The sequence below is a fragment of the Roseovarius lutimaris genome (assembly GCF_900115165.1).
GTDB lineage: Bacteria > Pseudomonadota > Alphaproteobacteria > Rhodobacterales > Rhodobacteraceae > Roseovarius > Roseovarius lutimaris.
In genome coordinates, this window is the sequence record NZ_FOVP01000001.1 from 157,452 (window position 1) to 183,541 (window position 26,090).

Sequence of the window (26,090 nt, forward strand, 5' to 3'; positions counted from 1 at the left end):
GCCCTTTGCGAACAGGGATGTGGTTGACGCAGTATAAGTGATCAAGAAGCTATAGTAAGTCTGGCGAAAGGCAACTCTTTGTGAAGGGGCGGTCGGCGTCGCTCAGGCCGCCCGGTGGCGCGCCGCAAGATGGGCCATGGTGTCGGCCCACAGCTTTGGCAAATCCTTCAAAAGCTGCGTGGCCATGTCACGCTCGCCCTGCCGAAGCGCCGTTTCAGCCTGTTCCAGCAACGCCTGCAAGGCGATGGCGCCGGTGGTGGCGGCAGAACCCGCAAGGCCATGCAGACGGTTGGCGACTTCTTCGGGGGGCAGGCTGTGCAGGCTGTCGAGTTGGTCAAGGATCTGTGTGCCCTCGGCCTTGAACCGATCAAGCAGGCCGATGATGCTGGCCGGGGGCAGGGTGTTGCCAAGCTGGGACAGCAGGCTGTTGTCGACGCAAATCACCCTGTCATCCGGCTGCGCCGGTGACGAAATATCGGCCAGAAGGTCGCGCAGGGTCGCCCGGCGCAGGGGTTTGGTTTCCACACCGTCCATACCGGCCGCGCGCAACTCCACCGCCTTTTCGGCACTGGAATGGGCGGTCAGGGCCATGATCCGGGTGGTGCAAGAGGCGCCATTTCCCGCGCGGATGCGGCGCGTGGCCTCAATACCGTCCATGCGCGGCATGTTGATGTCCATCAGGATCAGGTCATAGGCCTTTTGATCCGCAAGCGCCACGCCATCAAGACCATCACAGGCCAGCGTGACGCGGTGGCCATCATTCTTCAGCATCGTCTCGATCACCAAGCGGTTGTTGGCGTTGTCCTCGACCACCAGCACATCAAGCGGCGCGACAGCGGCGAGGGGGGCATCGGGCCTCGGGGCCGCAGGGGGGGCGCTCTGTTGCGCGGGCAGCGGGATACAGGCCCAGAACAGGCTGCCTTCGCCCGGCTCACTTTCGGCGCCTATATCACCGCCCATCAGGGTGACCAGATGGCGCGCGATCCCAAGCCCAAGGCCGGTGCCTTCGGGCTGGGTGCTGTCGACAGAGCCGACACGCACAAAATCATCGAAAATGCCGGGCAGGTTGTCTTCGCTGATGCCGATACCGGTATCGCTGACCTGAAATTCGACGATTGAGACGCCGTTGGGCGACGTCCCGGTGCGGGCCGCCTCAATCGTGATCCGGCCGTTTTCGGTAAACTTGATCGCGTTCGACACCAGATTGAGCAGCACCTGATAAATCCGGCCACGATCGCCCTCGACACGGCCAATGCCACCCGTCGCGATCAAAAGCTCAAGCCGGTTGTTTTGCGCCTGCGCCAGAGCCTGTTGGTTCTCGACCAGCTCGCGCAGCAGGTCATCAAGATCGAAGGCGGCGATGCGCAGGGCCATCTTGCCCGCCTCGGCCTGGGTCATGTCAAGGGCATCGGATATCTGCGTCAGCAACATCTGCCCGGAGGATTTCATGACCCTGGCATAGCGTTTCTGCTCGCTGCTGAGCCCTGTGTCATCCATGAGATCAAGCGCGCCCAGGATACCGTGCAGGGGGGTGCGCATTTCATGGCTGATCATGCCAAGAAAGCGCGCCTTGGCCCGCTCCCCGGACAGGGCGCGGTCGCGGGCCGAGACGATTTCGGCCTCAGCGGCAAGCCGCTCGGACAGATCGCGCACAAAGCAGATGCAAACCGACATTTCACCGCGCCGGGCAATATCGGCAGAGATTTCCGCCGGAAATTCACGCCCGTCCAGGCTTCGCACGACAAGATCGTCAAACCGTTTCGAGCCGCGGTCGCATTCCGCCATCAGCATCTTGCCGGTAAGCGGTGTCATGCTGCCGTCCGGGTCTGTGCGAAACAGAAAATTACTGATGGGAACAGCGGATTTGTCGGTGCGAGGCAGGGCAAACATACGATCGGCCGCGCCGTTGGTATCCTGCACCTCGCCCGAGGGGTCGACCACCAGAATGCCGTCTTGTGACGTGTTCAGGATGGTCGTCAGGCGGTTGGTGGTGGCACGGCTTTCTTCGGCCTGTCTGCGCGAATCCTCATACAGGCGCCACACAAGCAAAAGCGCAAGGAAAAGCGCGCTGACCATCAAAATCGCCAGTACGGTCAGGGTGATGATCTGATGGGTGAGGGCGTTTCGTTCGCCATCGGCGCGCGCCGCACCGGCGGTGATTCCGGCAATCGCGATGTCGCGGATCGGTGTGGTCATGCTGGTCACAAGCGACAGGATGTGACCGCGCGCCTCAAGCACGCCCCGGTCATCGCCGTCGATGATCACCACCATCTGATCCAACAGCCCGAACAGCGCCTGAACGTCCGCCTCGACATTTGTTTCGACCAGAATACTGCGATAAACCGCAGCATTCTTAAGGGTCATCACCCGGCTGTAAAACAAATCAAAGCGTTGACGCAGCCTATCAAAATCGGGGTCTTCGGCTATCGCCATGCGGTCAAGCTCGGAAATCAGCTTGAGTTGATCCACTTCGATCTGGGACATCGTCCAATAAACGCCGTCCTGACTTGCGGTGCTGTATCGATCGAGTTTTTCAAAGACCGCATTGATCAGAACCGAGGCCGCAATCAGGCACAGCGCGGCAACCGCGCTTAGCGCGGTGAGTTGTACGCGGCGGCTTGAAACAAAGCTCAGGACGTTTTCGGCAGGCATTGCGATCATCCGCTCCGGGTATCGGGCCCTTTCGGGGGGGGCAGGAATAGTGTTACCGGATCGCGGTCATCCGGTCGAGTTGCCAGATGCTGCGTGAATAGATTGTCTCGGTTCGATAATCGGCGTTGGCATCATAATTGTAGATCACCCACAAAGGCCCGTTGTCGCGCAGCTTCATCGGCTTTCCGTTGCGCTCATAGGCGATAATCGGGGTGTCCCTGGTCAGATCCTCAACCGAGAGCGTGATGGCGTAATCATTCACCGCCTTCATTTCGAGTTCTTCTGCCTCAATATCAAAATGCTCAAGCAGGGCCAGAACCGGCACGCCGGTGAACTGCTGTGTGCCGCTTGTCCAGATTGTGGTGGTTTTATAGGAAATCGCAGGAAGTGCGCGTAAATCCTGTTCGCTCAGGGGGATGACCCTGGCGCGGCCATCCTGATCGTGAGGCACAGAGACGGTCAGGATCACGGGTGGATTTTCCGATGCAAAGCCAATGCCTTGCGCGGCGACGCTTGCAAGACACACCACGCCCAGGCCGGATAGGAATACACGTTTTTTCATGTCAGCCCCTTTTTGCGAAACCAGATCCCATAATGGAGGTCAGCGATTTCAAATCCATGCCCCTATGCACCTGGGTAGGGGATTTATATACTCATGAAAGTATTTCTGGGGTTAACGGCAAAAACATTATGAGCGATTATCGCTTTTCCTGTCTTCGGTAAGTTAAGAGCATCGACGCGTTCAAAGGTTGAATAAATGAAAAAACTGTTGCTGGCCGATGATCATGATCTGGTCCGTGAGACCATTGCAGAATTTCTGCGCGGTCAGGGGAAATTCGACGTTTATGTCGCGAATTCCTTGGACACCGCTCTTGATATCTGTGACGCGCAGGGCCCATTCGATCTTGTGCTGCTTGACTTCATGATGCCCGGAATGGATGCTCTGTCGGGCCTCGCGCGGATGAAAGCGCGCGCGCGCTGTCCGGTGGCGATTCTATCGGGAACGGCGCCGCCGGATGTGGCGCGGCGTACCCTGCGGTCGGGCGCGGCGGGGTTTCTGCCCAAAACGCTTGATCCGCAAGCGCTGGTTTCTGCAGTGCGCTATATGCTATTGGGCGAGATCTACAAGCCGATGGAGTTTCTGAGCCTTGAGGACAGCATAATCAATCCGGTCAACCTGACACCGCGCGAGACCGATGTTCTGGTCGGCATTTCAGAGGGTAAATCCAATAAGGAAATTGCCCGCGATCTCGATATTCAGGAAGTGACGGTCAAGCTTCACCTCAAGACGATGTCTCGTAAACTGAATGCCAAAAACCGCACCCATGCGGCGATGCTGGCGCGGGATATGGGATTGGCTTAATGTGATGCATTAAGATGGCCATGTAAATCTGCAAAATAAAATGGAAAAGGCCCCGCATTCAACGGGGCCTTTGTCGTATTTCTGGAAAACTCAGGCGCGGCGGCTGCGGCTGCGGCTGCCTGCGCGCCCACCGGTGCGGGCGACTTCGCCGGGCTTTGGCGGCGCCTTGTTGAACCTGATCCAGTTGCCGCCATGCGGGTCGTTGTTGGTCAGGAAGTTGGCGGCCATGATCGCCTCCATTTCCTTGCCCGCGCGCGGCTTGGTCGAGCCGAGACCGAACAGCTGACAGAAGGTTTCGTCATCCATATCAGCGGGCAGCACCAGGCCAGAGGCGGCAACCTCGGCCTTCTTGGCCTCGATTTCGGCCTGTTTCACCGGCAGGGCAATTGGGTTCATGATCGCGCTGGTCATGCCCGCGGCCATCGCCATCGGCAGGAAGGCGTTGTTGATGCCATGACGGTTGGGTAGGCCAAAACTGATGTTGGAGGCCCCGCAGGTGGTGTTCACCCCAAGCTCGTCGCGCAGGCGCCGCACAAGGGTAAAGACCTGAAGACCGGCGGTGCCCATGGCGCCCACGGGCATGACCAGCGGGTCAACCACGATGTCATGCGCGGGAATGCCGAAATCGGCGGCACGCTGAACGATCTTCTTGGCAACCTCAAAGCGCACATCCGGGTCCTCGGAGATGCCGGTATCGTCATTTGAAATCGCCACGACCGGGACGTTGTATTTCTTGACCAGCGGCAGAACGTATTCAAGCCGATCCTCTTCACCGGTAACAGAATTCAGAAGCGGGCGGCCCTCGCAGGCCTTGAGACCGGCCTCAAGCGCGGCGGGAACAGAGCTGTCGATGCAGAGCGGCAGATCGACAAGCCCTTGAACCAGCTCGATGATCTTGGTCATCAAGGGGGGCTCGGTCTCATTCGGGTTGGGGTTCGAGTTGTACACCACACCCGCATTGATATCCAGAACCGTGGCGCCGGCCGCGGCCTGGGCAATCGCGTCGGCCTCGACGGTCGAGAAATCCCCGGCTTCCAGTTCGGCGGCGAGTTTCTTGCGCCCGGTCGGGTTGATGCGCTCACCGATCACGCAGAACGGCTCGTCAAAGCCGATAACGGCGGTTTTGGTTTTGCTCTCGACGATGGTGCGGGTCATATTTGGTCCTTCAGGATGCGTTTGCAGGTTTGCCGGCGTCACCGCCGTTTTCGATGGCCCAGGTGGCGTTGGTCTTGATCCCGCCAAGCGGGAAGAAGTGGACCTTTTCGATGTTGAAATCGGGGTTCGCGGCCTTATGAGCGGCCAGCTGGTTCAATACGTCATTCGGCTCGTAGGGCAACAAAAGCTTGGTAACATCCATCGCCCGCTTTTGCAGCACCTTGAGAGAGGGGCCAACCCCACAGGCAATCGCGAATTTGATCAGCGTCTGGAGCTTGGCAGGCCCGGCAATCCCGATATGGATCGGCAGGGTGATCCCGGCGGCAGCAAGATCATCGGCCCATTTGATGATCGGCTTGGCGTCAAAGGCAAACTGGGTTGCCAGCGCCATGTCGGCATCTGTGGTCTCGTTGAATTTCTGTTTCCAGCGCAGGGCGTCCTCGACGTTTTTCATGCCGCCCTTGGGGTCGATATCCTTGTTGCCTTCGGGGTGGCCCGCGACATGCAGGCGCTTGAAGCCCGCGCGGTCAAACTCGCCGGTTTCCAGAAGTTGCATCGAGGAATGAAACTCGCCGTGCGGCTCTGCGACACCGCCGGCAAGCACGAGGGCCTGATCGACACCGGCTTCGCCTTGATAACGCGCGATCCAGTCGGCAAGCGTGGCCTTGTCCTTGATGATCCGCGCCGGAAAGTGCGGCATCACCGGATAGCCATCCTTGGCAAGACGTTTGGCGGTTGCGACCATTTCTTCGATCGGGGTGCCTTCGATATGGGCGATATAGACGCGGGTGCCGTCCGGCAGCAGATCGCGGAAGTTTTCGACCTTCTCGGCGGTGCGCGGCATCACCTCGATCGAATAGCCCTGAAGGAACGCCTCAAGCTGGCCATTGACCGGAGCGGCGAATTTTTCACGTTTCTTGAAATTCAACAAAGCCATTGCGGCCTCCCATAGCGATCCGGGGCGCATTACGCCCAGCCATTATTGGCGATCAGGGTCTTGATACGCTCCTGATCATACTCTGCATCAAGCCGGGCCGCCTCTGATTTGGCGACCTCGTCCTGTTCTCCGTCCACGGGATAGGGATCGGCCTTGCGCCAAGCGGCAAGATAGTCATCCGTGCCCGCCGCGCCGGTCTTCATTGCGGCGCGGTCAATGGCCTGTTCAAACCGTTCGGGCAACTGCACCTTGGCGCCGCGTCGGCCTTTTCCGGCAATGACCTGTGCGGGGATGTCCCGCCAGTAGACGATGGTGACGTCAACCATGGCTGATTCCTTTTCCTCATGGTCTTTTCCTAATGCAGCCGGACCCGCACGCAGGGTTTGATTTCGACAGAACGGATGCGTCCTGCGACGTGGCGACATTAACCGGGCGTCGTGGGGCTGACCACGGCAAGAATTGCGAAAAATATTCATTATCGTTATCGAGACCGCGCTGCGCCCCCTCGCAAAGCTTGCGCGGACCCCCGTAAGACACTACCTTGATACCAACTTGAAATGGAGGGCGTGTCGTTATGGCGCCCAAGCGTCCCGAAAGTGCGGGCGCGGTCCCGAAACCGGTTGAGAGCCCCGCACTGAGCCTGCCGGATCAGATGCCGCTTTATGCGGCACTTGATCTTGGAACAAACAGTTGTCGCATGCTGATTGCCCAACCACGGGGCAATCAGTTCAAAGTCGTGGACAGCTTTTCAAAATCGGTCCAGCTTGGCGCCGGGCTTGAAAGCTCTGGCCGTTTGTCACGCTCTGCGATCTATCGCACCATTCAGGCGTTGCGGATCTGTCGCCAAAAGCTCAAGCGCCATCGCGTGACGCAGATGCGGCTTGTCGCAACCGAGGCCTGTCGGCGCGCTAGCAACGGCGCCGATTTCATGACGCGGGTCGAGCGCGAGACCGGGCTTTGCCTCGATATCATCGCACCCCAGGAAGAGGCCCAGCTTGCGGTCGTGTCCTGTGCCCCGCTGGTCAGCCCCAGTACGGATCAGCTTTTGGTGGTGGATATCGGCGGCGGTTCAACAGAGCTGGTCTGGATTGACCTGACCGGCGTGCCCCGCCCCGAGCGGCGCCGCGCGATCATGCGGATGCATCTTGGCTTCAACGCCTGTGACACCCGCTTTGCCGCCGCGCGGGTGGTGGATTGGATCAGCGTGCCACTTGGGGTGGCGACGCTGCGCGATCAGTTCCGCGATGTCGAGGACGACTCGGCGCGCTTTGCGCTGATGAGCTGGTTTTTCGAGGAAAATCTGGCCGAATTCGCGCCCTATAAGGACGAGCAAAAGCGCGAGGGGTTTCAGATCATCGGCACCAGTGGCACCGTGACCACCGTGGCGGCAAGCCATCTTGGCCTCAAGCGGTATGATCGCAACAAGGTTGACGGGCTGACCATGACCAGTGACGAGATCGACCGCGTGATCCGCAACTATCTGGTGCTTGGCCCGGCGGGGCGGCGGGCCGACCCGCGCATCGGGCTTGACCGGCAGGCGCTGATCATGTCGGGCGCGGCGATTTTACAGGCGCTTTTGCGGTGCTGGCCAACCGACCGTCTGTCGGTGGCCGATCGCGGCTTGCGCGAAGGCATGCTCTACGCCCAGATGGCGGCGGACGGGGTTTTCAAGGACGGAACAGACTGATGGCCAAGACACCGGACGGCAAGAACACCTCGGGGCGCGGACAGCGTGATCTGACGGTGCAGGTAAAAACCGCGCGCGGGCGCAAACCCTCGTCGACACGCTGGCTTCAGCGGCAGTTGAACGACCCCTACGTCAAGCGCGCGCAGGTCGAGGGCTATCGCGGACGCGCCGCCTTCAAGATCATGGAGGTGGATGACAAGTTCCGCTTTCTGGTGCCGGGCGCGCGGATTGTCGATCTTGGCTGTGCGCCGGGCGGCTGGTGCCAGGTGGCGGTGCCACGGGTCAATGCGCTTGGCGAAAAGCAGGGCAGGGCGGTCGGGCGCATCCTTGGCGTTGATTTGCAAGAGGTCGAGCCGATTCCGGGTTGTGAAATCCATCAGCTTGATTTCATGGCCGATGACGCGGATATTCAGGTCAAGGAGTGGCTTGGCGGCAAGGCCGATGTGGTGATGTCGGATATGGCCGCATCAAGTTCGGGTCACAAACAGACCGACCATCTGCGCATCATCGCGCTCTGCGAGGCGGCGGCTTACCTTGCCTTCGATGTGCTTGAGATCGGCGGTACGTTTGTGTCAAAGGTTCTGGCCGGGGGCGCCGAGGGCGAATTGCAGAAGCTCTTGAAACAGCGGTTTGAAAAGGTTGCCAACGTCAAGCCGCCTGCGTCACGTGCCGATAGTTCGGAGAAATTCGTCGTGGCCACCGGGTTTCGTGGCTAGTGTCATAAAACCGGCGGGCGGGTTTCTGGCGGCATGCCGAGCGAGCGCCCTGCGCTGCGCGCGAGATGATCAAGGTGTGTGGGGGCGGCGGGTGGCCGATTTTCAACCCGGTCGCTGATGAATTTCGCCATGTTCCGCTGACGGATCAGTTCAAACAATAGCGCATGACGCACTGATTTGCGCCCTACCTTGGGCCTGCCTGTCTGATAAGACATGATACACCTCGTACCTCTTCTGCACTAGAGCGTGTCGCGTTCATTCGAATTCACGCGACACGCTCTAACTTTTTGATTTCGCATGTTCGAGAAGCTCAAAACCGGTTCCCACTTTTGAGCAACATGCTCTAACGTAGCGGCATTTGATTGCCATGAGATTAAGGCGAATTTGGTTCGTCGGGGGCGCGATGGCATGGCGATGGCCCGATTTTGCGATCAATCGCCCCGAAATCCGCGCTGACGCAGACAATCAGCGAGGTGTCGCAGAGTGCGTTTGCACCCCGGCGCAAGTTGCGAGATAGTCACGCCAAGGCGACCCTGAGTCTGGTGCAATCGCGCCAAGGGCCGCAAGCAGGGAAAGGACATCGAAGATGCGATATGAGGCGCCACAAAGCGTTGAGGCCGCGGTTGATCTATTGGCCGGGGCAGAGGGGGCGTTTGTTCTGGCCGGGGGCACCGATTTGCTGGTGAAACTGCGCTCCGAGATGCTTGAGCCCGACCTTGTGGTCGATATCAAGCGGATTGCAGGTATGAAAGAGATCACGCCCGAAGACGGCGGCTGGCGCATTGGCGCGGCAGTCTCGGGGGCCGAGATGGGCGAACATGCCGGTCTTGTCGCCGATTGGCCGGGCGTGGTCGAGGCCGCTGGCCTGATCGGCTCGACCCAGGTGCAGGGCCGCGCGACTTTGGCGGGCAATCTCTGCAATGCCTCGCCGGCCGCCGATAGCGTGCCCGCGATGGTCGCGGCGAATGCCACGGTGCGGATCGTCGGCCCGCAAGGCACTCGTGATATCGCGGTGATCGACGTGCCGGAAAGCCCCGGCAAGACCACGCTGGCGCCGGGTGAATTCATCGCTTCGGTGTTTTTGCCTGCCAAACCGAAACAGGGCGGCGATGCCTATCTGCGCTTTATTCCGCGCACCGAGATGGATATCGCCGTGGTCGGCTGTGGTGTTTCGCTTGTGCTGGACAGCGCGGGCAAGGTCACATCCGCGCGCGTGTCGCTTGGCGCGGTTGGCCCCAAGGTGATGCTGGTCGAGGCCGCCGCAGAGGCCATTCTTGGCCGCGCGCTTGACGACAGCGCGCTGGAGGATCTGGCGGCCGCCTGTTCGGCGGCGGCCAGCCCGATTGAAGACAAACGCGGCACGGTTGATTTTCGCCGCCACGTCGCGGGCGTTCTGGCCCGCCGCGCGGCCGAAATTGCCGCGACCCGCGCAAAAGGAGAAACGGCATGAGCCAAATCCACGTAACAACCTCAATCAACGGCGATGCCACCGAATTTCTGTGCGAGGCCGAAGACACGCTTCTGGATGTGCTGCGCGACCGGCTTGGCATGACCGGCTCGAAAGAGGGCTGCGGCACCGGCGATTGCGGCGCCTGTTCGGTCACGGTCGATGGCCGTCTTGTCTGTTCCTGCCTGATGCTGGGGGCCGAGGCCGAAGGCCGTGAGGTCACCACCATTGAAGGCATGGCGACGGGCGATCGCCTGCATCCGCTGCAAGAGAAATTCATCGAGATGGCGGCGCTGCAATGCGGCATCTGCACGCCCGGCATTCTTGTGGCCGCCAAATCGCTGTTGGAAAAGAACCCCGACCCGAGCGAGGAAGAGGTGCGCTATTGGCTGGCGGGAAACCTCTGCCGCTGTACCGGATATGACAAGATCATCCGCGCCGTGATGGACACGGCGGCGGATTTGCGGAGGGCTTCGTGATGGCATTGGACCACTCAGACAAACCCCGGACCTTCAAGGTTGTCGGCACGCGCCCGCCGCGCCCCGATGGCATTGACAAGGTCACCGGTCGCGCCCGCTTTGGTGCCGATATCGTGGCGCCCGGCATGCTGACGGGGCGCGTGTTGCGCAGCCCGCATGCCCATGCGCGGATCGTCAAGATCGACACCTCGAAGGCGCGGGCGCTGCCCGGTGTCAAGGCGGTGGTGACGCGCGCCGATTTCGGCGCGGTGCCCGAGGACGTGGCCGATGTGATCGACAATTGCATGGCCGGCGACAAGGCGCTTTATGACGGGCATGCGGTGGCCGCCGTTGCCGCCTCCAGTGCCGCCGTGGCGCGCAAGGCGCTGCGCCTTATCGACGTAGACTACGAGGTCTTGCCGCATGTCACCGATGTCGATGCGGCCATGAAACCCGACGCGCCGGTTCTGCACGCCGGTCGTCAGGAAGAAACCGTGCCCGAGGGGTATTCGCAAAACGTCATGTCGCGGGTCGAGTTTGGCCATGGCGACATCGACAAGGGGCTGGCCGAGGCCGACCGCGTGGTCGAACGCACCTATCGCACCGGCGCCACCCATCAGGGCTATATCGAGCCGCATGCCTGCCTTGCCACCATGGGCCCGGACGGGCAGGCCGATCTGTGGTGCTGTACTCAGGGCCATTACATGGTGCGCAACACCTGCGCCGCCATTCTTGGCATGGAACAGGGCCAGCTTCGCGTCACCGCAAGCGAAATCGGCGGGGGCTTTGGCGGCAAGACGGTCGTGTTCCTTGAACCCGTCGCTTTGATGCTGTCGAAACTCGCCGGGCGTCCGGTCAAGATGGTGATGAGCCGCTCAGAGGTGCTGCGCGCCACCGGGCCGACCTCGTCAACCTCGATTGATGTCAAGATTGGCATGACCAAGGATGGCCGCATCACCGCCGGTTTCGCGCAATTGCGCTATCAGGGTGGCGCCTATCCCGGCTCGCCGGTCGATATGGGCTCAATGTCGGCCTTTGCGCCCTATGACCTTGAGAATGTAAAAACCGTCGGCTTTGACGTGGTGACCAACCGACCCAAGGCCGCCGCGTACCGTGCGCCGGGCGCGCCGATGGCCGCCTTTGCCGTCGAAAGCGCGATTGACGAACTTGCCAAGGGCTTTGACCTTGATCCGCTAGAGGTGCGCCTGAAGAACGCTGCGCGCGAGGGCACTGTTGCCTCTTACGGGCCGACCTTTCCGGCGATTGGCCTTGAGGCGACGCTTGAGGCGGCCAAGGCCCATCCGCATTGGACAGCCCCCTTGGGCGAAAATCAGGGGCGCGGCGTTGCCTGTGGCTTTTGGTTCAACTTTGGCGGCGATACCTGTGTGACCCTCAATGTTACACCCGATGGCACGGTAACGGTGTCCGAGGGCAACCCTGATATCGGCGGCTCTCGCGCCTCGATGACGATGATGGCCGCAGAAGAGCTTGGCATTCCCTACGACAGGGTCCGCACGATCATTGCCGATACCGGCGCGCTTGGTCAGAACGAGGTGACTGACGGCTCTCGGGTGACCTTTGCCGTTGGGCTTGCCACGATCGAGGCGGCACGTAACGCCAAGCGCGAGATGTGCAAACGGGCCGCGATGATCTGGGGCATCGACGAAGAGGCGGTCGAATGGGTCGACGGCGCCGCGCGCCCGGCGGGGCCGAATGCGGGCAAGCATGATCCGATGACCCTCAAGGAAATCGCCGCCATCGCCAGCAATACCGGCGGGCCAATTGCCGGGCATTACGAGGTCAATGCCGAAGGTGCGGGCGTGAGCTTTGGCACCCATATGGTCGATGTCGAGGTTGATCCCGACACCGGCGCCACCAAGATCCTGCGTTATACGGTGTTTCAGGATGCCGGCAAGGCGGTGCATCCGGCCTATGTCGAAGGCCAGTTTCAGGGCGGCGCGGTGCAGGGCATCGGCTGGGCGCTGAACGAGGAATATATCTATGGCGAGGATGGCATTTTGCAAAATGCCGGCTTCCTTGACTACCGTATTCCGGTCGCCTCTGACCTGCCGATGATCGACACGGTGATCCTTGAGATCGCCAACCCGGGGCACCCGTATGGTGTGCGCGGGGTGGGCGAGACACCGATCGTGCCGCCGCTCGCCGCGATTGCCAATGCGGTCTCAGAGGCGGCAGGCGTGCGGATGACCGATCTGCCGATGTCACCGCCGCGCGTTCTTGCCGCCATTCAGGGGCAAAAGGGCGGCTAAGGCATGGTCAAGGTGCGCGTCTGGGGGTCTCTGGCCGAATTTACCGAAGGGCAAACCGAGGTAGAGATCAAGGCGACCACCCTGCGCGAATTGCTCGATGGGCTGGCCGGGGAGTATCCCGGCCTGCGCCCGCAGCTTGAGCGCGGGATTTCGGTGGCAATTGACGGGCGCGTTTACAACGACAGCTGGTTCACGCCAATTTCGGAGGAGAGCGAGGTGGTCTTGCTGCGCCGCCTCAAGGGTGGATGAATGGCACGCCTTGAGAGCGCGTCTTAATCCCTTGTAATATATCTATTTAATGAGCTTTAGGAGCGCTTTGAAGTCAGGGTGTTCGGCACTGGCGAGCCATTCGAACACGACCATCTCGGTGGTCACGATTTCGGCCCCGTGACGCTCCATACGCCTCAGTGCGGTGGTCCGGCTTTCAACCATACGGGACCCGATGGCGTCGGCCACGACGTAAACCTTTCGCCCCGCCGACAAAAGGCCAAGAACGGTCTGAAGCAGGCAGACATGCGCCTCGCACCCGATCACGACAAAATCGGCATCCCCCGCAAGATGCGCGGCCGCCTCGGGCGTGCGACAGGCGTCAAATGTCATCTTGTGCAACACGGTTTCGCCCGGCTCGGGCGCAAGCGCGGACAGGGTGGGGCCAAGGCCCTCGGGGTTCTGCTCGGTATAGCTTATCGGCAGTTTGAGCCGCCGCGCCGCCGACAAGAGCCGATGCGCGTTTTGCACCACCCGGGCACCGTCGTGAATGGCGGGCATGAGGCGCGCCTGAAAGTCGATCACCAGAAGGTGCGAGCGTGCCGCGTCAAGGGTCAGCATCGGCTTTGTCCTTTCGTCTTTGTCCGGGTGGTCTCTAGCGCCCGAACGCCTCCATCCAGCCAAGCCCTCGGGCCGTATTCTCGCCACGCGGGCGATATTCAGCGCCAATGGGCGCGGAATATCCCGCCGCCGCCATCGCGGGCAAAAGCCAGGCGTAATTGACCTCACCTAGGTCCGGCTCGCCCCGGTCGGGCACGGCGGCGAATTGCACATGGCCGATGACGGGCAAAAGCGCCTGAAAGCGGGTGATAAGGTCGCCCTCCATGATCTGAAGGTGATAGCAATCAAACATCAGCTTGAGGGTGTTGCGCTCAAGATCACCGATAATCCGCGCGGCATGATCGGTTGTTGACAGATGATAGCCCGGTACATCGCGTTGGTTAATCGGCTCGATCAGAATACCGATCCCATGCGGCGCGGCCAGATCGCAGGCATAGGCCAGATTGGCGCGAAAACTTGCCTCGGCCGCAGCGCCCCCATCGGTGATCCCGGCCATGACATGCACCGCGCGCGCGCCGATTTCGGATGCGTATTCAACCGCCTGGGCAATGGCCGCGCGGGCCTCTTTCTCGCGCCCGGCAAGGGCGGCAAGGCCGAAATCCCCCGCGCCGCGATTGCCCGGCCAGGTGTTCAGCCCAAGCATCGGCAGACCGGTGTCGCGCAGCGCCTCGGCCACCTTGGCGGCGGGCGTGTCATAGGGGAAATGGCATTCGACCGCGTCAAACCCGGCCCTATGGGCGGCATGAATGGCCTCGGGCAGGGGGAGGTCGGTAAACAGAAAGCCGAGGTTGGCGGAAAACTGCATCAGTCCCGGTCCAGCTTGAATTTATCCACGACCTGCGCGATCTGATCGCCGCGAAGCGGTTGCGCCCCGGTGCCGCGCAGCAAGAGCGCCAGCTTTGCGGTTTCCTCCAGCTCTTCCATGGCGAACACCGCTGCCTCAAGGTCTTTTGAGGCCACGACCGGGCCATGATTGGCCAGCAAGACCGCCGAACGCCGCCCGCCAAGCCCGCGCAGCGCATCGGCCATCGCCGGATCGCCCGGCACAAAGAACGGCAACAGCGCCACCTTGCCGACGCGCATCACCGCATAGGCGGTGAGCGGCGGAATTGCATCCTCGGGGTCGGTCTCGGGCAGCATCGAGAGCGCCACGGAATGGGTCGAGTGCAGATGCACCACCGCGCCGGCATTGGTGCGAGTTTCATAGAACGCCGAGTGAAGCGGCATTTCCTTGGTCGGGGCAGGCCCGTCGATATGCTGGCCCTGCGCGTCAAACCGGCTTAGCGCAGCGGGATCAAGGCGGCCAAGGCTCACCCCGGTGGGGGTCACCAAAAGCCCGCCATCGGATGTGCGCACCGAGATATTGCCCGAGGCCCCGCCGGTAAGGCCACGGTCAAACAGCGAGGCGGCCCAAAAGCACATATCTTCGCGCAGTTTGCTGTCGCTCACGGCGTGCCCTCCATCATCGCGGCGGCCCTGGCAAAGAAATCCGCAGCACCGAAGTTACCGGATTTGAGCGCCAGAACAAGGCCGTCGTCGGCGCGGATCATCGGCACGCCGGGGTCGATCTCGGGGCCGATTTCCAACTGTGTCAGCCCAAGGCCGGACACCACCGCGCCCGAGGTTTCGCCGCCCGCCGAGACAAGGCGGGTGACGCCCTTGGCGACAAGCGCGCGGGCAAGATCGGCAAATAGCGTTTCAATCGCCCCGGCCAGGGCCGACGCGCCATAATGCGCCTGTGCGGCGGCCACGCTATCGGGATCGGCAGAGGAATAGATCAGCGGCACGCCGGGTTGACCAACTGCCCAAGTGGCGAGAGTGTCGGCATTTACCTCACCACTCATCACCGCATCGGCGGTGAGTTCGCGACTGGGATGGGTGGCGGCATGCATCGTGACCTGCGCACGGGTCGCGGTCGAGCAAGAGCCTGAGAGCGCCACAACCGGGCCGACCTGCGCACGCCAGGCGCCCGAAGTCTCCGACAGCTGCCCCCTGGCGCGAAAATTATCCGGCAGGCCCATGGCAATGCCCGACCCGCCGGTGACCAGCAGATGATCGGCGGCGGCATGACCGAGGGTGACAAGATCGGCATCGGTGATCGCATCGGCCACGATAAGGCGATGGCCCTTTGCCGTCTCGCGACGCAACGCGGCGCGGGTGCTTTCAACGCCGCCCAGCACCGCGGTGGCGGGCACATGGCCAACGGTGCCGGATATCTGATGCGCCAGCCAGCGGCGGATGTCGGGATCGCTCATCGGGGTCAGCGGGTGATGCTGCATGCCGCTCTCGCTGAGCAGGCGATCACCGACAAAAAGATGCCCCTGATAGATCGAGCGCCCGGTGGCGGGAAAGGCGGGACAGACGATGACCTGTTGCGCGTTCAGGGCATCGGCAAGCGCCTCGGCGACAGGGCCGATATTGCCCTCGGGTGTGGAATCAAAGGTGGAACAGTATTTGAACAGAAACTGCGTACAGCCCTGCGCGCGCAGCCAGTCCAGCGCCGCCAGCGATTGCGCGACGGCCTCGGCCACCGGGATCGAGCGGGATTTGAGCGCGACAATCCCGGCCTCGACATCCGGCGCGGCGGGCACACCCGGCACGCCGACATATTGCACAACCCGCATGCCCGCCTTGGTCAGGGTGTTGCCAAGGTCCGACGAGCCGGTGAAATCATCGCCGATGCAGCCCAAAAGCATCAGTCATCCCCCGGCAGGCGCAGGCGCGCACGCGCTGCGACATGCCGGGTGATGGCGGCATCATCCATCGCCCCCATCCCGGCAGCAGAGGCGGCGCGATATTCCTCTAGCGCGGTTTTCGTGAGCGGCAGATCAAGCCCGGCGCCATCCGCGATATCGGTCACGATTCCAAGGTCCTTGGGCCAGATATCAATGCTGGAGCGCGGCGCAAAATCGGCCTCGATCACATGCGGGGCGCGGTTTTCAAACATCCACGATGTGCCGGCCGAGACGCGGATCACGTCAAGCACACGGGCAAGATCAAGCCCCTGCGAGGTGGCAAAGGCAAGCGCCTCGCCCATGGCGGCGATATGCACGCCGGCCAAGAGTTGATTGACCGCCTTCATCGCCGATCCGGGGCCGGCCGCATCCCCCAATCGGTGAACGGTTTCGGCCATCGCCGCAAGTGCGCCAGCAGCGCCGTCAAAGGCCGCTGCCGTGCCCGAGGCCATGATCGAAAGCTTGCCCTCGGCCGCCTTGATCGCCCCGCCGGATATCGGCGCATCAAGATAGGCCAGCCCGCGGTCCCCGGCGATTTCCTGCATCTCGATGGCAAATGCGGGCGCGACGGTGGCGCAGCTTATGATCGTGCCGCCAGGCATCAACCCGCTGGCCCAGCCGTCCTTGCCGAACAGCGCCGCGCGGGTCTGATCGGCGTTCAGGACGACGCTGACCAAGACCTGTGCCGCTGGGCTTTCACGGGTCAGAACCGCACCTCCAGCCGCCGTGAAGGCGGCCAGACGCTCGGCATTGGTGTCCTGCCCGTATACCTCGTGACCCGCGCGCAATAGCGATTTGGCCATGCCAAGCCCCATCGAGCCAAGGCCAAGAATGTGAATGATCTGCGTTGTCATGGTGTGATCCCCAGAATGGTTTGCATCGGCCAGAGGGTGATGGCGGGCACATAGGTGATGATCATCAACGCGCCAAAGACGGTTGCGACGAACCAGATCAGTTGGGGGATGATCGCCTCGACCGGAAGCTTGGCCACCGCGCAGGCGGCAAAGAGGTTCACGCCAAGCGGCGGGGTGATCATGCCAAGCGCCAGATTGACCACGATGATCAGGCCGAAATGCACCGGATCAACCCCGTAGGCGACCGCAATCGGCGCAAGGATCGGCGCCAGCACAAGGATCGCCGCCGAGGTTTCAAGGAACATCCCCACGATCAGCAGCAGGATATTGACCGCCAGAAGAAAGGCGATGCGGCTTTCGAACATATCCTTGAACCAGGCGGCGATTTCATTGGGCAGGCCAGAGCGGGTGATCAGAAAGGAAAACAGCGAGGCCGCCGAGATGATCAGCATGATCGCCGAGGTCGAAATCACCGTCGATTTCAGGATCGCGGGCAAGTCTTTGGCTTTGAGTTCGCGATAAAACACCATCCCTACAAGGATCGCGGCGGCGACGGCGGCGGCACTTGCCTCGGTTGGGGTGAAGATGCCGGAATAGATGCCGCCGATGATCACAAATGGCACGATGAGCGCGGGCAGGGCGGCGATCAGGGCGGCGCCAAGGTTCGGGCGGTCCGCCCCATCGGTTTTGCCGATCCCGCGCAGTCGACACAGGATCAGCACCAGTGCCATCAACGAGCCGGCGACGAGAAAACCCGGCCCGATGCCGGCCAGAAACAGCTGCCCGATAGAGGTGTCGGTGGAGACCCCATAAAGGATAAGCGGGATAGAGGGCGGAATTAACACGCCCAACTCGGCAGAGCTGGCCTGAACCGAGGCCGCCATTGGCGCCGGGTAGCCATGCTTGACCATCGCCGGAATGAGGATCGCACCAATCGCAAAGGTGGTGGCCACCGACGAACCCGAGACGCTTGCGAACATCATGCAGGTCAGCACGCAAGAGGCCGCAAGCCCGCCCTGAATGCCGCCAACGATGGATTTTGCCAGCTCGACAAGCCTGTGCGATATCCCGCCCGCCGACATCAGGTTGCCGGCCAGAATGAACAGCGGAATCGCCATCAGCGGAAAGCTGTCGACGCCGGTGAACATGCGCTGCGCCACAAGCAGGAGCGGGAGACGACCCTGCACCTCGATACCGATGACCGAGGCAAGGCCGATGGCCACCGCAATCGGCACGCCAAGCAGAAAGAAGATCGCGACGGAGAGGGCGAGGGCCGCGTTCATGTCTGCACCTCTGCCACCGGCTCCAACCCGGTTTGCCAGGCGCGCAGCATGCAGGCCAGAATGGCAATGATGGTAAAGACCGCGCCCACCGGCAGCGCCGCATAGACCCAGGCGATCGAGATTTCCAAGGCCGCCAGTTTCTGGCGCATGACGCGCAGGGTCATCGACCAGCCCTGCCAGAACAGGATCGCGAAAAAGATGACTGAAAGCGAGGATGCCAAGAGATAGAGAGCAAGCCCAAGGCGGGGCGGCAGCATGCGCTGAATGATCTCGACCGCGATCATCGAGCCATGGCGAAACGCCACCGCGACGCCGGTAAAGATCGACCAGACCATGGCCGAACGGGTAATCACCTCGGACCATGTCGACGGGTGACCAAAGACAAAGCGGGTGGTGACCTGATAAAGCGCCAGCGAGGTGGCGATCACCAGAAACAGCATGGACAGACGCAGCGCAATGCCGGTGGTCAGATCCTCGAATTTCAAAAACAGGCCCATGCACTCCCCCGGTGACAAAGAAACCGGCCCAGACCATGCCGCGCCGGTTTTTGTGGTTTAAGTGTGCTACTTAACGGCCTGAATACGCTCAACCATTTCGGATCCATATTGATCGGTGTAGACATTGTAAGACGACGCCGCAGCCAGTTCGGCAAAGGGGGCCTTGTCGATATCGGTGATCACCTCCATGCCGTTTTCCCGCAACAGCGCCACGCCGGCCTCTTCGAGGCGGTTCACTTCGGCGCGGGTTGCGGCGGCCGAGGCATCGGCAGCGGCCTGAAACCAGCCCTTCTGTTCGTCGCTCAGCCCGTCAAACAGAACGGGCGAGGCGAGCACCACGGCGGGCGAATAGACATGCCCGGTGAGCGAGACATATTTCTGCACCTCCCAGAATTTCGACGAGGTGATCACCGTGACCGGGTTTTCCTGACCATCGACAACACCTTGTTGCAGCGCGGTGAACAACTCGGGAAAGGCCATCGGGGTAGGCGCGGCGCCCATGCCCTCGAACGCGGCCATATGAACCTTGTTTTCCATGGTGCGAAGCTTGAGCCCATCAAGATCGGCCGGGGTGCGCACCGCATGTTGTGAATTGGTCACATGGCGAAAGCCGTTTTCCGACCAGGCGAGGCCGACAAGGTTGTTCTCGCCGATCTTGTCCAAAAGCTCCTGACCGATGTCGCCGTCAAGCGTGGTGCGGGCATGGTCGTAATCGCGAAACAGGAACGGCAGGTCGAGCGCATAGATTTCCGGCACAAAGTTGCCAAGCGGGCCGGTCGAGGTGATCACCACATCAAGCGAGCCGATCTGAAGCCCCTCGATCATGTCGCGCTCGCCGCCAAGCTGGCCTGCGGGGGCCTGTTCGCCGGTAAAGGCACCGCCCGAAAGCTCGGTCAGGGTGTCGATAAAGGCCTGCGCGCCAACGCCGTAATGCGAGGTCGTCGAAAGGGCATGGCCGACGACGATATTTTGCTGTGCATGGGCCGAGGTGGCCATTGCGGCGGCGACGATGGCGCCGGTTAGGAAATGTTTCATTGGTATCCTCCCTGAAAGTGTTTGTGGTTAGGTCCGACTCAGGCCCATGTGGGTCATGTGATCCTGAACAAGATTGGCAAACTCGGGGTCCGGCGTAAAGCCAAGGGCGCGGGCGCGCGGCGTGATGATCTCGCCGGGCCAGCTATTGACGATGGCGGCAATCGCGGCATCGGGGGCAGGTTTCACGCGCTCTGCCACAGTCTCGCCCGCGATGCGGCGCAGGGTATCCAACATCTCGCCGACGCTTACGGTGATGCCGGGCAGGGTGATCGTCGTGTCACCACCAAGCGCGCGCTGCTCAAGGCCACAGGCCGCAAGCGCATACTCAAGTGCCTTGGAAGGCGAGGCAAGGTGAAGCCGCAGATCGCGCCCGACCGGCAATAATGCCTCCTGGCCCGCGAGCGGCTCGCGGATGATGCCGCTGGCAAAGCTCGACGCGGCCTTGTTCGGCGCGCCGGGGCGCACGGAAATCGTCGGAAACCGAAGACTGCGCCCGAGGATAAAGCCCTTGCGCGTGGCATCGCGCACCAGCAATTCACCGATAAGTTTTTGTGTGCCATAGGACGAGCGCGGCGCGGGCAGGGTTTCTTCGGAAATGGTATCATTCGCGGCGCAGGAAAACACCGCAACCGAGGAGGAAAAGATCAACACCGGCGCGCGCGCCATGGCGCGACAGGCGTTGATCAGGTCGATGGTCGAGTGCAGGTTCACCGCCATGCCAAGGTCGAAATCGGCCTCGGCCTGACCCGAAACAACGGCGGCAAGGTGGATGATGAGGTCAGGCGCATCCTCGGTGATGCGCGCCAATGTGTCGGGCGACGACAGCGCGCCGGGCAGGGCATGCACGCGGCGGTGCGTCCGTGCAAGATCGGCCAGCGGCCCCTCGGCCATGTCGGCGGCAAGGATTGCCGAGATGCGTCGCTCTTGTCCGTTCACCACGATCGTATCACGCGCCGCAAGCGCGCCGACAACCATACGGCCAATGAAGCCGGCCGCGCCGGTAACGAGTATTCGCAAATCCTCATCCTCCCGGGCGGCAAGCTGGCATTCAATGACAGCGCTGTCAATAGGGGCGTCATGAATCACAAAAGCGGCGCCAATTGTCCAAAAAGAAATGACAGCCCTGTCATTTACGGCCATGGTAGCCGCGCCATGGATGATCACAATACCCCAGTTTCGCCCCCGTCAGGGCGCCGCCCGACCCTGTCACAGGTGGCCGCCGCCGCCGGTGTCAGCGAGATCACCGCAAGCCGCGCCCTGCGCGGCGGAGGCCTTGTGGCCAAGGCGACCGCCGACAGGGTACAGGCGGCCGCGCGTGATCTCAACTATGTTCCAAACCGCCTTGCGGGCACGCTTGCGGGCGGATCCTCGCGTCAGGTGGGGGTGATCCTGCCGTCGCTGTCCAACAGTGTCTTTGCCGATGTGCTGAACGGGCTAGAGGACCGCCTTGAGGATGCCGGTTATCAGCCGGTTCTGGGGATATCGAACTATGACCCGGCGCGCGAGCAACGGCTTATTGAAAACCTCCTGTCCTGGCGCCCGGCCGGCATCGTCATCGCACCGGCGGATATGACCGAGGCAAGCCGCGCCTTGCTGGTGCGGGCCGATCTGCCGGTGGTTGAAATCATGGATGTCGATGCGGCGCCGACCGACATGGCGGTCGGAATCTCGCACCACTCGGCGGGGCGCGCGATGGCGCATTACCTGTTGGGGCGGGGCTATCGGCGCTTTGCCTATCTTGGCCATGCGATTGACAGTGACCTGCGCGCGCTTGCCCGCCTTGACGGGTTTCGCGGTGCCCTTGGCGAAGCCGGACAGACGCTTGCGCAATGCCTGACGCTTGCGGGGTCCTCTTCAGTCAAACTGGGGCGCGAGGGGCTGGCGCGGCTTCTGGCCGAGGCCGGGCAGCCGCCCGATCTGGTCTATTTCTCGAATGACGACATGGCCGTGGGCGGGGTGTTTCATTGCATGGCGGCGGGGATATCGGTGCCCGGTGATCTCGCTCTGGCGGGGTTTAACGGGCTTGAGATCGGTCAGGCGCTGCCGGTGCCGCTGACCTCGATTGCCTCGAACCGCGCCGCCATCGGCATCGAGGCCGCGCGCCACCTGATTGAGCGGTTCACGGGTGGTACGCCCGAGAAGATCAGCGATGTCGGCTTTCGCCTGATACCCGGCAAAACCGCCTGACCTGGTTTAGGGTTTGCGCAACAGCCACTGCTGTTTCGCGGGGTCATAGCGCAGCATCCGCGCTGCCGTCTTGCCGGGGCGCGTGCGTTTCACATACTGGCGATAGATCAGCGCGTGCAACCGCTCCCAGAGGGCGGGGCGGCGACGCAGGGCGCGAAGTTCGCGGCGATATGCGCCGGGCGTCTGTTTCGAGAGTTGATCCGGCTCGACCGTGAAAGATCCGATATGGGTGTCGATCACGTAAAGCTCCTGATGCCGCGCAAGCGAGCGCCAGAGAAAGTAATCGCCCGCAAGCGTGCAGGCCGCCAGCCTTTCCAGATCGAAATGCCTGTTCAACCCGCTGCGCCAGAGCGTGCTTTCCTGCTGCAACACCGTCAGGCGTGTGCCGTACATGCCGCAATCGAAAAACGAACGCCGGAACGGATGCGGCAGGCGGCACCCGATGATCTGGCCCTGTTCGTTGCGCGTCACCTCTTGGCCGGTCAGCCAGTGAATATCCGGATAGCGCGTCAGAACCTCGCAGATGACAGCAAAGGCATGGCGATCAAACGCCTCGCCGGCGGAAATATATCCGGTCACATCACCGCCCGCCCGCGCAAGCCCTCTGGCAAGCGCTTCATACATGCCGCTGTCTTTCTGCGACAGGATGGCAATGCGCGGATCATCAAACGCGCGCACATGATCGAGCGTATCATCGGTCGAGCCACCATCGACCACAAGGCAGGTCAGCCGCGCCGCGCCACTGGCAAGGGCGGTCTGGGACAGCAAGCTCTCAAGTGTCCTGCGGATCTTGGCCCCGGCATTGAGGACGGGAATGATGATGGTAAACTCCATCCCCTCTCTTAGCCTTTTACCACGGGGCCGAGAATACGGTGGCGACAGCTATTATCCATTGGCGGGCGATCCTGTGACTTCGTTCAGAAGAAACCTGTTATGACGCGATGTTTCGCGCAAAACCCGGCGCATGTGGATGCTGGAGCCGGGCAGCAAGGCCGCGAAAAGCCGCGCCTCGATGGCCCGAATAGGCGAAGACCCATAGTGCCCGCGTGCGATGCGGGCCAAATCCTTCACATGCTGATCGACAAAGGCGTTTTGCCTGAGGGCCGGATCGCTGTGCTCGATCAGGCGTCGAAATTCTTGACCAGAGCGGATGAATTGCGCCTTGGTCCAACGCCCGCCGTGGGCAAGATGCCAGAGCCTGATCCCGGTTTCGGGCAAGAATTCGCAATTTTGCCACAACAGCATCAAGGGCAGGTAATGATCCCACCAGGGCATGCCATGGATCAACTGACCACAGTCGATGTTGGCGAGGGCGTCGCGCCCGGCGCCGATCAGATCAAGACCGCAGTCATAGGGAGGCTCTGCCTTGGTCTTGTCGCCCGCGTGGGTGCGCCGCCGCACGCCGACCGCCTGATTTGGCCCAAGCGCCATCAGGCGCGCCTTGGCGCGGTTATCCATCTCAAGCTCGATATCCGCGTTGATGATGAAAATCCGCTCAGATGGCAACGACAGGGCCGCCGCCAGCAGATCGCCGAGAAATACCTGCGGGCGCCCGGTAAGGGCAGAGGCATCGCGCGGTACACGCAGCACCTTGACGTCATGCCGCTTGATCAGCGGATGCAGCGCCTCGGTCTCGGCGTTGACGCTCACAGGGGCAAACCCGCAGGCCCGCCACGACTCGATACATGCACCTAGATAAGCCTCGCCTATCTCTTTGCCTGTCGCGTCTTTTCTTGAGAAAAACGGCGGTATCGACGTTACGATGGGACACTGCATAGGTGCTTTCCTTGTTCCCAAACCGGTGCTGAGGCTATGGCACACTAAACCTGTTCCTTCAAGTTTGCGGGACCGCAGTTTTGTGCCCGAGATCGACGCGAAGCCGCGCCCGCGCGCGCGCCAGACGCGACATCACCGTGCCGGGGGCCAGACCGGTGCGCCGGGCCAGATCGGCCGGGCTTGTTTCGCCCGCCGCCACCAGCCGCATGAGCCGCTCCTGATCGGGGGGCAGGCGCGCAATGGCGTGCATCACGTCGCTCAGGGCGCAGGCGTCAAACGCATCGGGCAGGGTGATGGTGACCACCTCCGGCGCGCCAAGCGGGATCTGGTCGCGGCGCAGGCTCTGGCGGTGCTGATTGCGCAGCGCGGTCATCGCATAGGCGCGCAGGTCGTCAATTTCCGCCCCCCCATCAAGCCGTATCCACAGCTTGAGCAACACCTCCTGACACAGATCCTGCGATTGATCCGCGCCACGGGTCAGGCGACGGGCTACGCGCAGCAGATCGGGCATCAGGTCGGTCAAGGGATCGGGATCAGGCATGGCAACCTCCTGGGGTGAGGTCCTAGTCTTGCGGCCTTGCCCGCGCGCGATCAAATGGGCAGATTCCGCCGATGCCGCCGAACGGGCCTTTTTGGGCAAGGCTTCGCCGGTTCGCACACCCTCTATCGGCGAGGCCTCGCGCGTTCGTCCCCTGCGCCGCCATCGGCGGGACGCGTTGCGCCGCTGGCGCGTCTAGGGGTGTAAGGTTCGCGGCTGTCGCGGCCTTTCAACCTGACCTTAAAGGAGAACAGAGATGACGAAATTCATCGTACTTGTGCTTGGACTTGGCATGCTGGCAAATTCGGCGATCGCCATGGGCGAAGCCGTGGCCGAGCTGGACGCCAACGGCGATGGCATGCTGAGCGTGAGCGAAGTGCAAGCGGCCTATCCCGACATCAGCGCCGAGACCTTTTCCGAGGTCGACACCAATGGCGATGGCGCGCTTGACGACAGCGAACTGATTGCAGGCCAGGAACAGGGCCTCTTGCCGGATATGTCGGTGAACTAAACACTCACCGGCATCCCCGTCGGCGGTTGCGCATTTTCCCCAGAGTGCACAGCCGTCGGCGGGCTGACGGGCCGTGTCGCTAAACCGGCGCGGCCCGTTGCAGCATCCCGAAAAGATCGCGCGGATCGTCGGGATCGGCCAACAGGTCAAGATCCATAAAAAGACCGGTGCCCTTGATCTTGTCGCGCACATAGCGCAGCGCCGAAAAATCCTCGATTGCAAAGCCGACACTGTCAAACAGGGTGATCTGTTCGGGCGAGGTGCGCCCCCTCGCGGTGCCGTTGATCACCTCCCACATCTGGGTGACGGGATGATCGGCGGCAAGCTGTTGAATTTCGCCCTCGATCCGGGTTTGCTCGGGGTATTCCACAAAGATATCCGCCCGTTGCAGGATCGCCGGGGCCAGTTCGGTCTTGCCCGGGCAATCGCCGCCAATGGCGTTGATATGCACACCCGCGCCGATCATGTTGTCGGTCAGGATGGTGGCATATTGCTTGTCGGCGGTGCAGGTGGTGATGATCTGTGCGCCTTCCATGCTCTCTTCGGCGGATTTACAAGCCACGACGTTGAGGCCCATGCCAGAGAGATTGCGCGCCGCTTTGGCGGTGGCGGCAGGATCGGTGTCATAGAGGCGTACGGTCTTGATGCCGCAAATCGCCTTCATCGCCAGGCTTTGAAATTCCGATTGCGCGCCATTGCCGATCATCGCCATCGTATCGGCCCCCTTGGGGGCGAGATGTTTTGCCACCATCGCCGATGTGGCGGCGGTGCGCAGCGCGGTCAGCACGGTCATTTCCGACAACAGCACCGGATAGCCATTGCCGACATTCGCCAACAGGCCAAAGGCGGTCACGGTCTGGAACCCCTCGGCGGTGTTCTTGGGGTGGCCGTTGACGTATTTGAAACCGTAGACCTCGCCATCCGAGGTCGGCATAAGCTCGATCACACCCTCGGCGGAATGGCTGGCGACGCGCGGCGTTTTGTCAAACAGCTCCCAACGGCGAAAATCGGCCTCGATATACTCGGCCAGCCCGCGCAGCATTGGTTCAATCCCGATGTGATGCACAAGGCGCATCATGTTGTCGACAGAAACAAAAGGCACGAGGGCCTTGTCAGAGGGGGTCAGGGTGGTCATGCGGATACCTCATGAAAATAGGGGCA

At 61.9% G+C, this 26,090-nt stretch carries 27 protein-coding genes; 9 read left to right on the plus strand and 18 right to left on the minus strand.

Features of this window, described 5'->3' with window-relative positions:
* Positions 1 to 102 precede the first annotated feature (102 nt).
* The gene (locus tag BMZ91_RS00725) at positions 103 to 2,652 is read right to left on the minus strand and encodes a hybrid sensor histidine kinase/response regulator (protein WP_177193752.1); all 2,550 of its coding nucleotides are present in this window, start codon (positions 2,650 to 2,652) and stop codon (positions 103 to 105) included.
* Between the two features lie 52 nt (positions 2,653 to 2,704).
* A complete protein-coding gene (locus BMZ91_RS00730; RefSeq protein ID WP_092833284.1) occupies positions 2,705 to 3,214 on the minus strand; it encodes a putative pterin-binding protein in 510 nt (169 codons plus the stop codon).
* A gap of 195 nt (positions 3,215 to 3,409) precedes the next feature.
* Between BMZ91_RS00730 and BMZ91_RS00735 the strand changes: the two genes are divergently transcribed.
* On the plus strand, positions 3,410 to 4,015 hold the full coding sequence (locus tag BMZ91_RS00735) for a response regulator transcription factor (RefSeq protein ID WP_092833286.1): 606 nt from the start codon (positions 3,410 to 3,412) through the stop codon (positions 4,013 to 4,015).
* 90 nt (positions 4,016 to 4,105) lie between these two features.
* Here BMZ91_RS00735 and BMZ91_RS00740 read toward each other — a convergent pair whose 3' ends face one another.
* Genes BMZ91_RS00740 through BMZ91_RS00750 form a run of 3 tightly spaced genes read right to left on the minus strand, consistent with a single transcriptional unit; the run spans position 4,106 to position 6,433 of the window.
* The gene (locus BMZ91_RS00740) at positions 4,106 to 5,170 is read right to left on the minus strand and encodes a methyltetrahydrofolate cobalamin methyltransferase (protein ID WP_092833288.1); all 1,065 of its coding nucleotides are present in this window, start codon (positions 5,168 to 5,170) and stop codon (positions 4,106 to 4,108) included.
* A 10-nt stretch (positions 5,171 to 5,180) separates the two neighbouring features.
* The gene (locus tag BMZ91_RS00745; RefSeq protein ID WP_092833619.1) at positions 5,181 to 6,107 is read right to left on the minus strand and encodes a methylenetetrahydrofolate reductase; all 927 of its coding nucleotides are present in this window, start codon (positions 6,105 to 6,107) and stop codon (positions 5,181 to 5,183) included.
* Between the two features lie 29 nt (positions 6,108 to 6,136).
* Positions 6,137 to 6,433 (minus strand): virulence factor, encoded by a 297-nt coding sequence (locus BMZ91_RS00750; protein ID WP_092833290.1) that lies wholly within the window; start codon positions 6,431 to 6,433, stop codon positions 6,137 to 6,139.
* A 248-nt stretch (positions 6,434 to 6,681) separates the two neighbouring features.
* On the opposite strand from BMZ91_RS00750, the gene BMZ91_RS00755 reads away from it, so the two are divergent.
* The 6 genes from BMZ91_RS00755 to BMZ91_RS00780 all read left to right on the plus strand — a co-directional run bounded on the left by BMZ91_RS00755 (position 6,682) and on the right by BMZ91_RS00780 (position 12,934).
* Positions 6,682 to 7,794, plus strand: a complete 1,113-nt coding sequence (locus BMZ91_RS00755; protein ID WP_092833292.1) for a Ppx/GppA phosphatase family protein — start codon at positions 6,682 to 6,684, stop codon at positions 7,792 to 7,794.
* On the plus strand, positions 7,794 to 8,510 hold the full coding sequence (locus tag BMZ91_RS00760; protein ID WP_092833294.1) for an RlmE family RNA methyltransferase: 717 nt from the start codon (positions 7,794 to 7,796) through the stop codon (positions 8,508 to 8,510). Before BMZ91_RS00755 ends, BMZ91_RS00760 begins: the two co-directional genes overlap by 1 nt.
* Before the next feature lie 586 nt (positions 8,511 to 9,096).
* Positions 9,097 to 9,960: an FAD binding domain-containing protein gene (locus BMZ91_RS00765; RefSeq protein ID WP_092833296.1), complete on the plus strand. Its 864-nt coding sequence runs from the start codon at positions 9,097 to 9,099 to the stop codon at positions 9,958 to 9,960.
* Positions 9,957 to 10,436, plus strand: a complete 480-nt coding sequence (locus tag BMZ91_RS00770) for a (2Fe-2S)-binding protein (RefSeq protein ID WP_092833298.1) — start codon at positions 9,957 to 9,959, stop codon at positions 10,434 to 10,436. Before BMZ91_RS00765 ends, BMZ91_RS00770 begins: the two co-directional genes overlap by 4 nt.
* Entirely contained in the window at positions 10,436 to 12,685 is a 2,250-nt protein-coding gene (locus tag BMZ91_RS00775; protein WP_092833300.1) for a xanthine dehydrogenase family protein molybdopterin-binding subunit, read from the plus strand. The genes BMZ91_RS00770 and BMZ91_RS00775 overlap by 1 nt, the downstream gene beginning before the upstream one ends.
* Before the next feature lie 3 nt (positions 12,686 to 12,688).
* The gene (locus tag BMZ91_RS00780; protein WP_092833302.1) at positions 12,689 to 12,934 is read left to right on the plus strand and encodes a MoaD/ThiS family protein; all 246 of its coding nucleotides are present in this window, start codon (positions 12,689 to 12,691) and stop codon (positions 12,932 to 12,934) included.
* A 42-nt stretch (positions 12,935 to 12,976) separates the two neighbouring features.
* Here BMZ91_RS00780 and BMZ91_RS00785 read toward each other — a convergent pair whose 3' ends face one another.
* The 9 genes from BMZ91_RS00785 to denD all read right to left on the minus strand — a co-directional run bounded on the left by BMZ91_RS00785 (position 12,977) and on the right by denD (position 20,934).
* Positions 12,977 to 13,513, minus strand: a complete 537-nt coding sequence (locus BMZ91_RS00785) for an isochorismatase family protein (protein ID WP_092833304.1) — start codon at positions 13,511 to 13,513, stop codon at positions 12,977 to 12,979.
* 34 nt (positions 13,514 to 13,547) lie between these two features.
* Positions 13,548 to 14,318, minus strand: coding sequence for a hydroxypyruvate isomerase family protein (locus tag BMZ91_RS00790; RefSeq protein ID WP_092833306.1), 771 nt, complete (start codon positions 14,316 to 14,318; stop codon positions 13,548 to 13,550).
* Complete coding sequence (gene otnC, locus BMZ91_RS00795) at positions 14,318 to 14,962, minus strand: 3-oxo-tetronate 4-phosphate decarboxylase (protein ID WP_092833308.1); 645 nt, start codon at positions 14,960 to 14,962, stop codon at positions 14,318 to 14,320. The genes BMZ91_RS00790 and otnC overlap by 1 nt, the downstream gene beginning before the upstream one ends.
* Positions 14,959 to 16,209 (minus strand): 3-oxo-tetronate kinase, encoded by a 1,251-nt coding sequence (gene otnK, locus BMZ91_RS00800; RefSeq protein ID WP_092833310.1) that lies wholly within the window; start codon positions 16,207 to 16,209, stop codon positions 14,959 to 14,961. Before otnK ends, otnC begins: the two co-directional genes overlap by 4 nt.
* Positions 16,209 to 17,102 carry an L-threonate dehydrogenase gene (gene ltnD, locus BMZ91_RS00805; protein WP_092833312.1) on the minus strand — a complete coding sequence of 298 codons (894 nt, stop codon included), beginning with the start codon at positions 17,100 to 17,102 and terminating at the stop codon, positions 16,209 to 16,211. Before ltnD ends, otnK begins: the two co-directional genes overlap by 1 nt.
* The gene (locus BMZ91_RS00810) at positions 17,099 to 18,385 is read right to left on the minus strand and encodes a TRAP transporter large permease (protein ID WP_092833314.1); all 1,287 of its coding nucleotides are present in this window, start codon (positions 18,383 to 18,385) and stop codon (positions 17,099 to 17,101) included. Before BMZ91_RS00810 ends, ltnD begins: the two co-directional genes overlap by 4 nt.
* Positions 18,382 to 18,882 carry a TRAP transporter small permease gene (locus tag BMZ91_RS00815; protein WP_092833316.1) on the minus strand — a complete coding sequence of 167 codons (501 nt, stop codon included), beginning with the start codon at positions 18,880 to 18,882 and terminating at the stop codon, positions 18,382 to 18,384. Before BMZ91_RS00815 ends, BMZ91_RS00810 begins: the two co-directional genes overlap by 4 nt.
* A 66-nt stretch (positions 18,883 to 18,948) precedes the next feature.
* Positions 18,949 to 19,917 (minus strand): TRAP transporter substrate-binding protein, encoded by a 969-nt coding sequence (locus BMZ91_RS00820; RefSeq protein WP_092833318.1) that lies wholly within the window; start codon positions 19,915 to 19,917, stop codon positions 18,949 to 18,951.
* A gap of 27 nt (positions 19,918 to 19,944) precedes the next feature.
* Positions 19,945 to 20,934 (minus strand): D-erythronate dehydrogenase, encoded by a 990-nt coding sequence (denD, locus tag BMZ91_RS00825; RefSeq protein ID WP_092833621.1) that lies wholly within the window; start codon positions 20,932 to 20,934, stop codon positions 19,945 to 19,947.
* Positions 20,935 to 21,069: 135 nt separating this feature from the next.
* Between denD and BMZ91_RS00830 the strand changes: the two genes are divergently transcribed.
* Positions 21,070 to 22,104, plus strand: a complete 1,035-nt coding sequence (locus tag BMZ91_RS00830) for a LacI family DNA-binding transcriptional regulator (protein WP_092833320.1) — start codon at positions 21,070 to 21,072, stop codon at positions 22,102 to 22,104.
* Between the two features lie 6 nt (positions 22,105 to 22,110).
* Here BMZ91_RS00830 and BMZ91_RS00835 read toward each other — a convergent pair whose 3' ends face one another.
* From BMZ91_RS00835 to BMZ91_RS00845, 3 genes are all read right to left on the minus strand, one after another.
* Positions 22,111 to 22,938, minus strand: coding sequence for a glycosyltransferase (locus tag BMZ91_RS00835; RefSeq protein ID WP_092833322.1), 828 nt, complete (start codon positions 22,936 to 22,938; stop codon positions 22,111 to 22,113).
* A gap of 51 nt (positions 22,939 to 22,989) precedes the next feature.
* Complete coding sequence (locus BMZ91_RS00840) at positions 22,990 to 23,754, minus strand: hypothetical protein (RefSeq protein ID WP_092833324.1); 765 nt, start codon at positions 23,752 to 23,754, stop codon at positions 22,990 to 22,992.
* Positions 23,755 to 23,938: 184 nt separating this feature from the next.
* Complete coding sequence (locus BMZ91_RS00845; protein WP_092833325.1) at positions 23,939 to 24,421, minus strand: RNA polymerase sigma factor; 483 nt, start codon at positions 24,419 to 24,421, stop codon at positions 23,939 to 23,941.
* 253 nt (positions 24,422 to 24,674) lie between these two features.
* Here BMZ91_RS00845 and BMZ91_RS00850 point away from each other — a divergent pair, with 253 nt between their 5' ends.
* Positions 24,675 to 24,929: an EF-hand domain-containing protein gene (locus BMZ91_RS00850; RefSeq protein WP_092833327.1), complete on the plus strand. Its 255-nt coding sequence runs from the start codon at positions 24,675 to 24,677 to the stop codon at positions 24,927 to 24,929.
* Between the two features lie 79 nt (positions 24,930 to 25,008).
* Here BMZ91_RS00850 and BMZ91_RS00855 read toward each other — a convergent pair whose 3' ends face one another.
* Positions 25,009 to 26,064, minus strand: a complete 1,056-nt coding sequence (locus tag BMZ91_RS00855) for an ornithine cyclodeaminase (RefSeq protein ID WP_092833329.1) — start codon at positions 26,062 to 26,064, stop codon at positions 25,009 to 25,011.
* Positions 26,065 to 26,090 lie beyond the last annotated feature (26 nt).

Excerpts from the sequence above, each read along its gene's own strand:
- BMZ91_RS00725 (WP_177193752.1), bottom strand. The coding sequence starts at position 2,652 with ATGCCTGCCGAAAACGTCCTGAGCTTTGTTTCAAGCCGCCGCGTACAA.
- BMZ91_RS00730 (WP_092833284.1), bottom strand. The coding sequence starts at position 3,214 with ATGAAAAAACGTGTATTCCTATCCGGCCTGGGCGTGGTGTGTCTTGCA.
- BMZ91_RS00735 (WP_092833286.1), top strand. The coding sequence starts at position 3,410 with ATGAAAAAACTGTTGCTGGCCGATGATCATGATCTGGTCCGTGAGACC.
- BMZ91_RS00740 (WP_092833288.1), bottom strand. The coding sequence starts at position 5,170 with ATGACCCGCACCATCGTCGAGAGCAAAACCAAAACCGCCGTTATCGGC.
- BMZ91_RS00745 (WP_092833619.1), bottom strand. The coding sequence starts at position 6,107 with ATGGCTTTGTTGAATTTCAAGAAACGTGAAAAATTCGCCGCTCCGGTC.
- BMZ91_RS00750 (WP_092833290.1), bottom strand. The coding sequence starts at position 6,433 with ATGGTTGACGTCACCATCGTCTACTGGCGGGACATCCCCGCACAGGTC.
- BMZ91_RS00755 (WP_092833292.1), top strand. The coding sequence starts at position 6,682 with ATGGCGCCCAAGCGTCCCGAAAGTGCGGGCGCGGTCCCGAAACCGGTT.
- BMZ91_RS00760 (WP_092833294.1), top strand. The coding sequence starts at position 7,794 with ATGGCCAAGACACCGGACGGCAAGAACACCTCGGGGCGCGGACAGCGT.
- BMZ91_RS00765 (WP_092833296.1), top strand. The coding sequence starts at position 9,097 with ATGCGATATGAGGCGCCACAAAGCGTTGAGGCCGCGGTTGATCTATTG.
- BMZ91_RS00770 (WP_092833298.1), top strand. The coding sequence starts at position 9,957 with ATGAGCCAAATCCACGTAACAACCTCAATCAACGGCGATGCCACCGAA.
- BMZ91_RS00775 (WP_092833300.1), top strand. The coding sequence starts at position 10,436 with ATGGCATTGGACCACTCAGACAAACCCCGGACCTTCAAGGTTGTCGGC.
- BMZ91_RS00780 (WP_092833302.1), top strand. The coding sequence starts at position 12,689 with ATGGTCAAGGTGCGCGTCTGGGGGTCTCTGGCCGAATTTACCGAAGGG.
- BMZ91_RS00785 (WP_092833304.1), bottom strand. The coding sequence starts at position 13,513 with ATGCTGACCCTTGACGCGGCACGCTCGCACCTTCTGGTGATCGACTTT.
- BMZ91_RS00790 (WP_092833306.1), bottom strand. The coding sequence starts at position 14,318 with ATGCAGTTTTCCGCCAACCTCGGCTTTCTGTTTACCGACCTCCCCCTG.
- otnK (WP_092833310.1), bottom strand. The coding sequence starts at position 16,209 with ATGCTTTTGGGCTGCATCGGCGATGATTTCACCGGCTCGTCGGACCTT.
- ltnD (WP_092833312.1), bottom strand. The coding sequence starts at position 17,102 with ATGACAACGCAGATCATTCACATTCTTGGCCTTGGCTCGATGGGGCTT.
- BMZ91_RS00810 (WP_092833314.1), bottom strand. The coding sequence starts at position 18,385 with ATGAACGCGGCCCTCGCCCTCTCCGTCGCGATCTTCTTTCTGCTTGGC.
- BMZ91_RS00815 (WP_092833316.1), bottom strand. The coding sequence starts at position 18,882 with ATGGGCCTGTTTTTGAAATTCGAGGATCTGACCACCGGCATTGCGCTG.
- BMZ91_RS00820 (WP_092833318.1), bottom strand. The coding sequence starts at position 19,917 with ATGAAACATTTCCTAACCGGCGCCATCGTCGCCGCCGCAATGGCCACC.
- BMZ91_RS00830 (WP_092833320.1), top strand. The coding sequence starts at position 21,070 with ATGGATGATCACAATACCCCAGTTTCGCCCCCGTCAGGGCGCCGCCCG.
- BMZ91_RS00835 (WP_092833322.1), bottom strand. The coding sequence starts at position 22,938 with ATGGAGTTTACCATCATCATTCCCGTCCTCAATGCCGGGGCCAAGATC.
- BMZ91_RS00845 (WP_092833325.1), bottom strand. The coding sequence starts at position 24,421 with ATGCCTGATCCCGATCCCTTGACCGACCTGATGCCCGATCTGCTGCGC.
- BMZ91_RS00850 (WP_092833327.1), top strand. The coding sequence starts at position 24,675 with ATGACGAAATTCATCGTACTTGTGCTTGGACTTGGCATGCTGGCAAAT.
- BMZ91_RS00855 (WP_092833329.1), bottom strand. The coding sequence starts at position 26,064 with ATGACCACCCTGACCCCCTCTGACAAGGCCCTCGTGCCTTTTGTTTCT.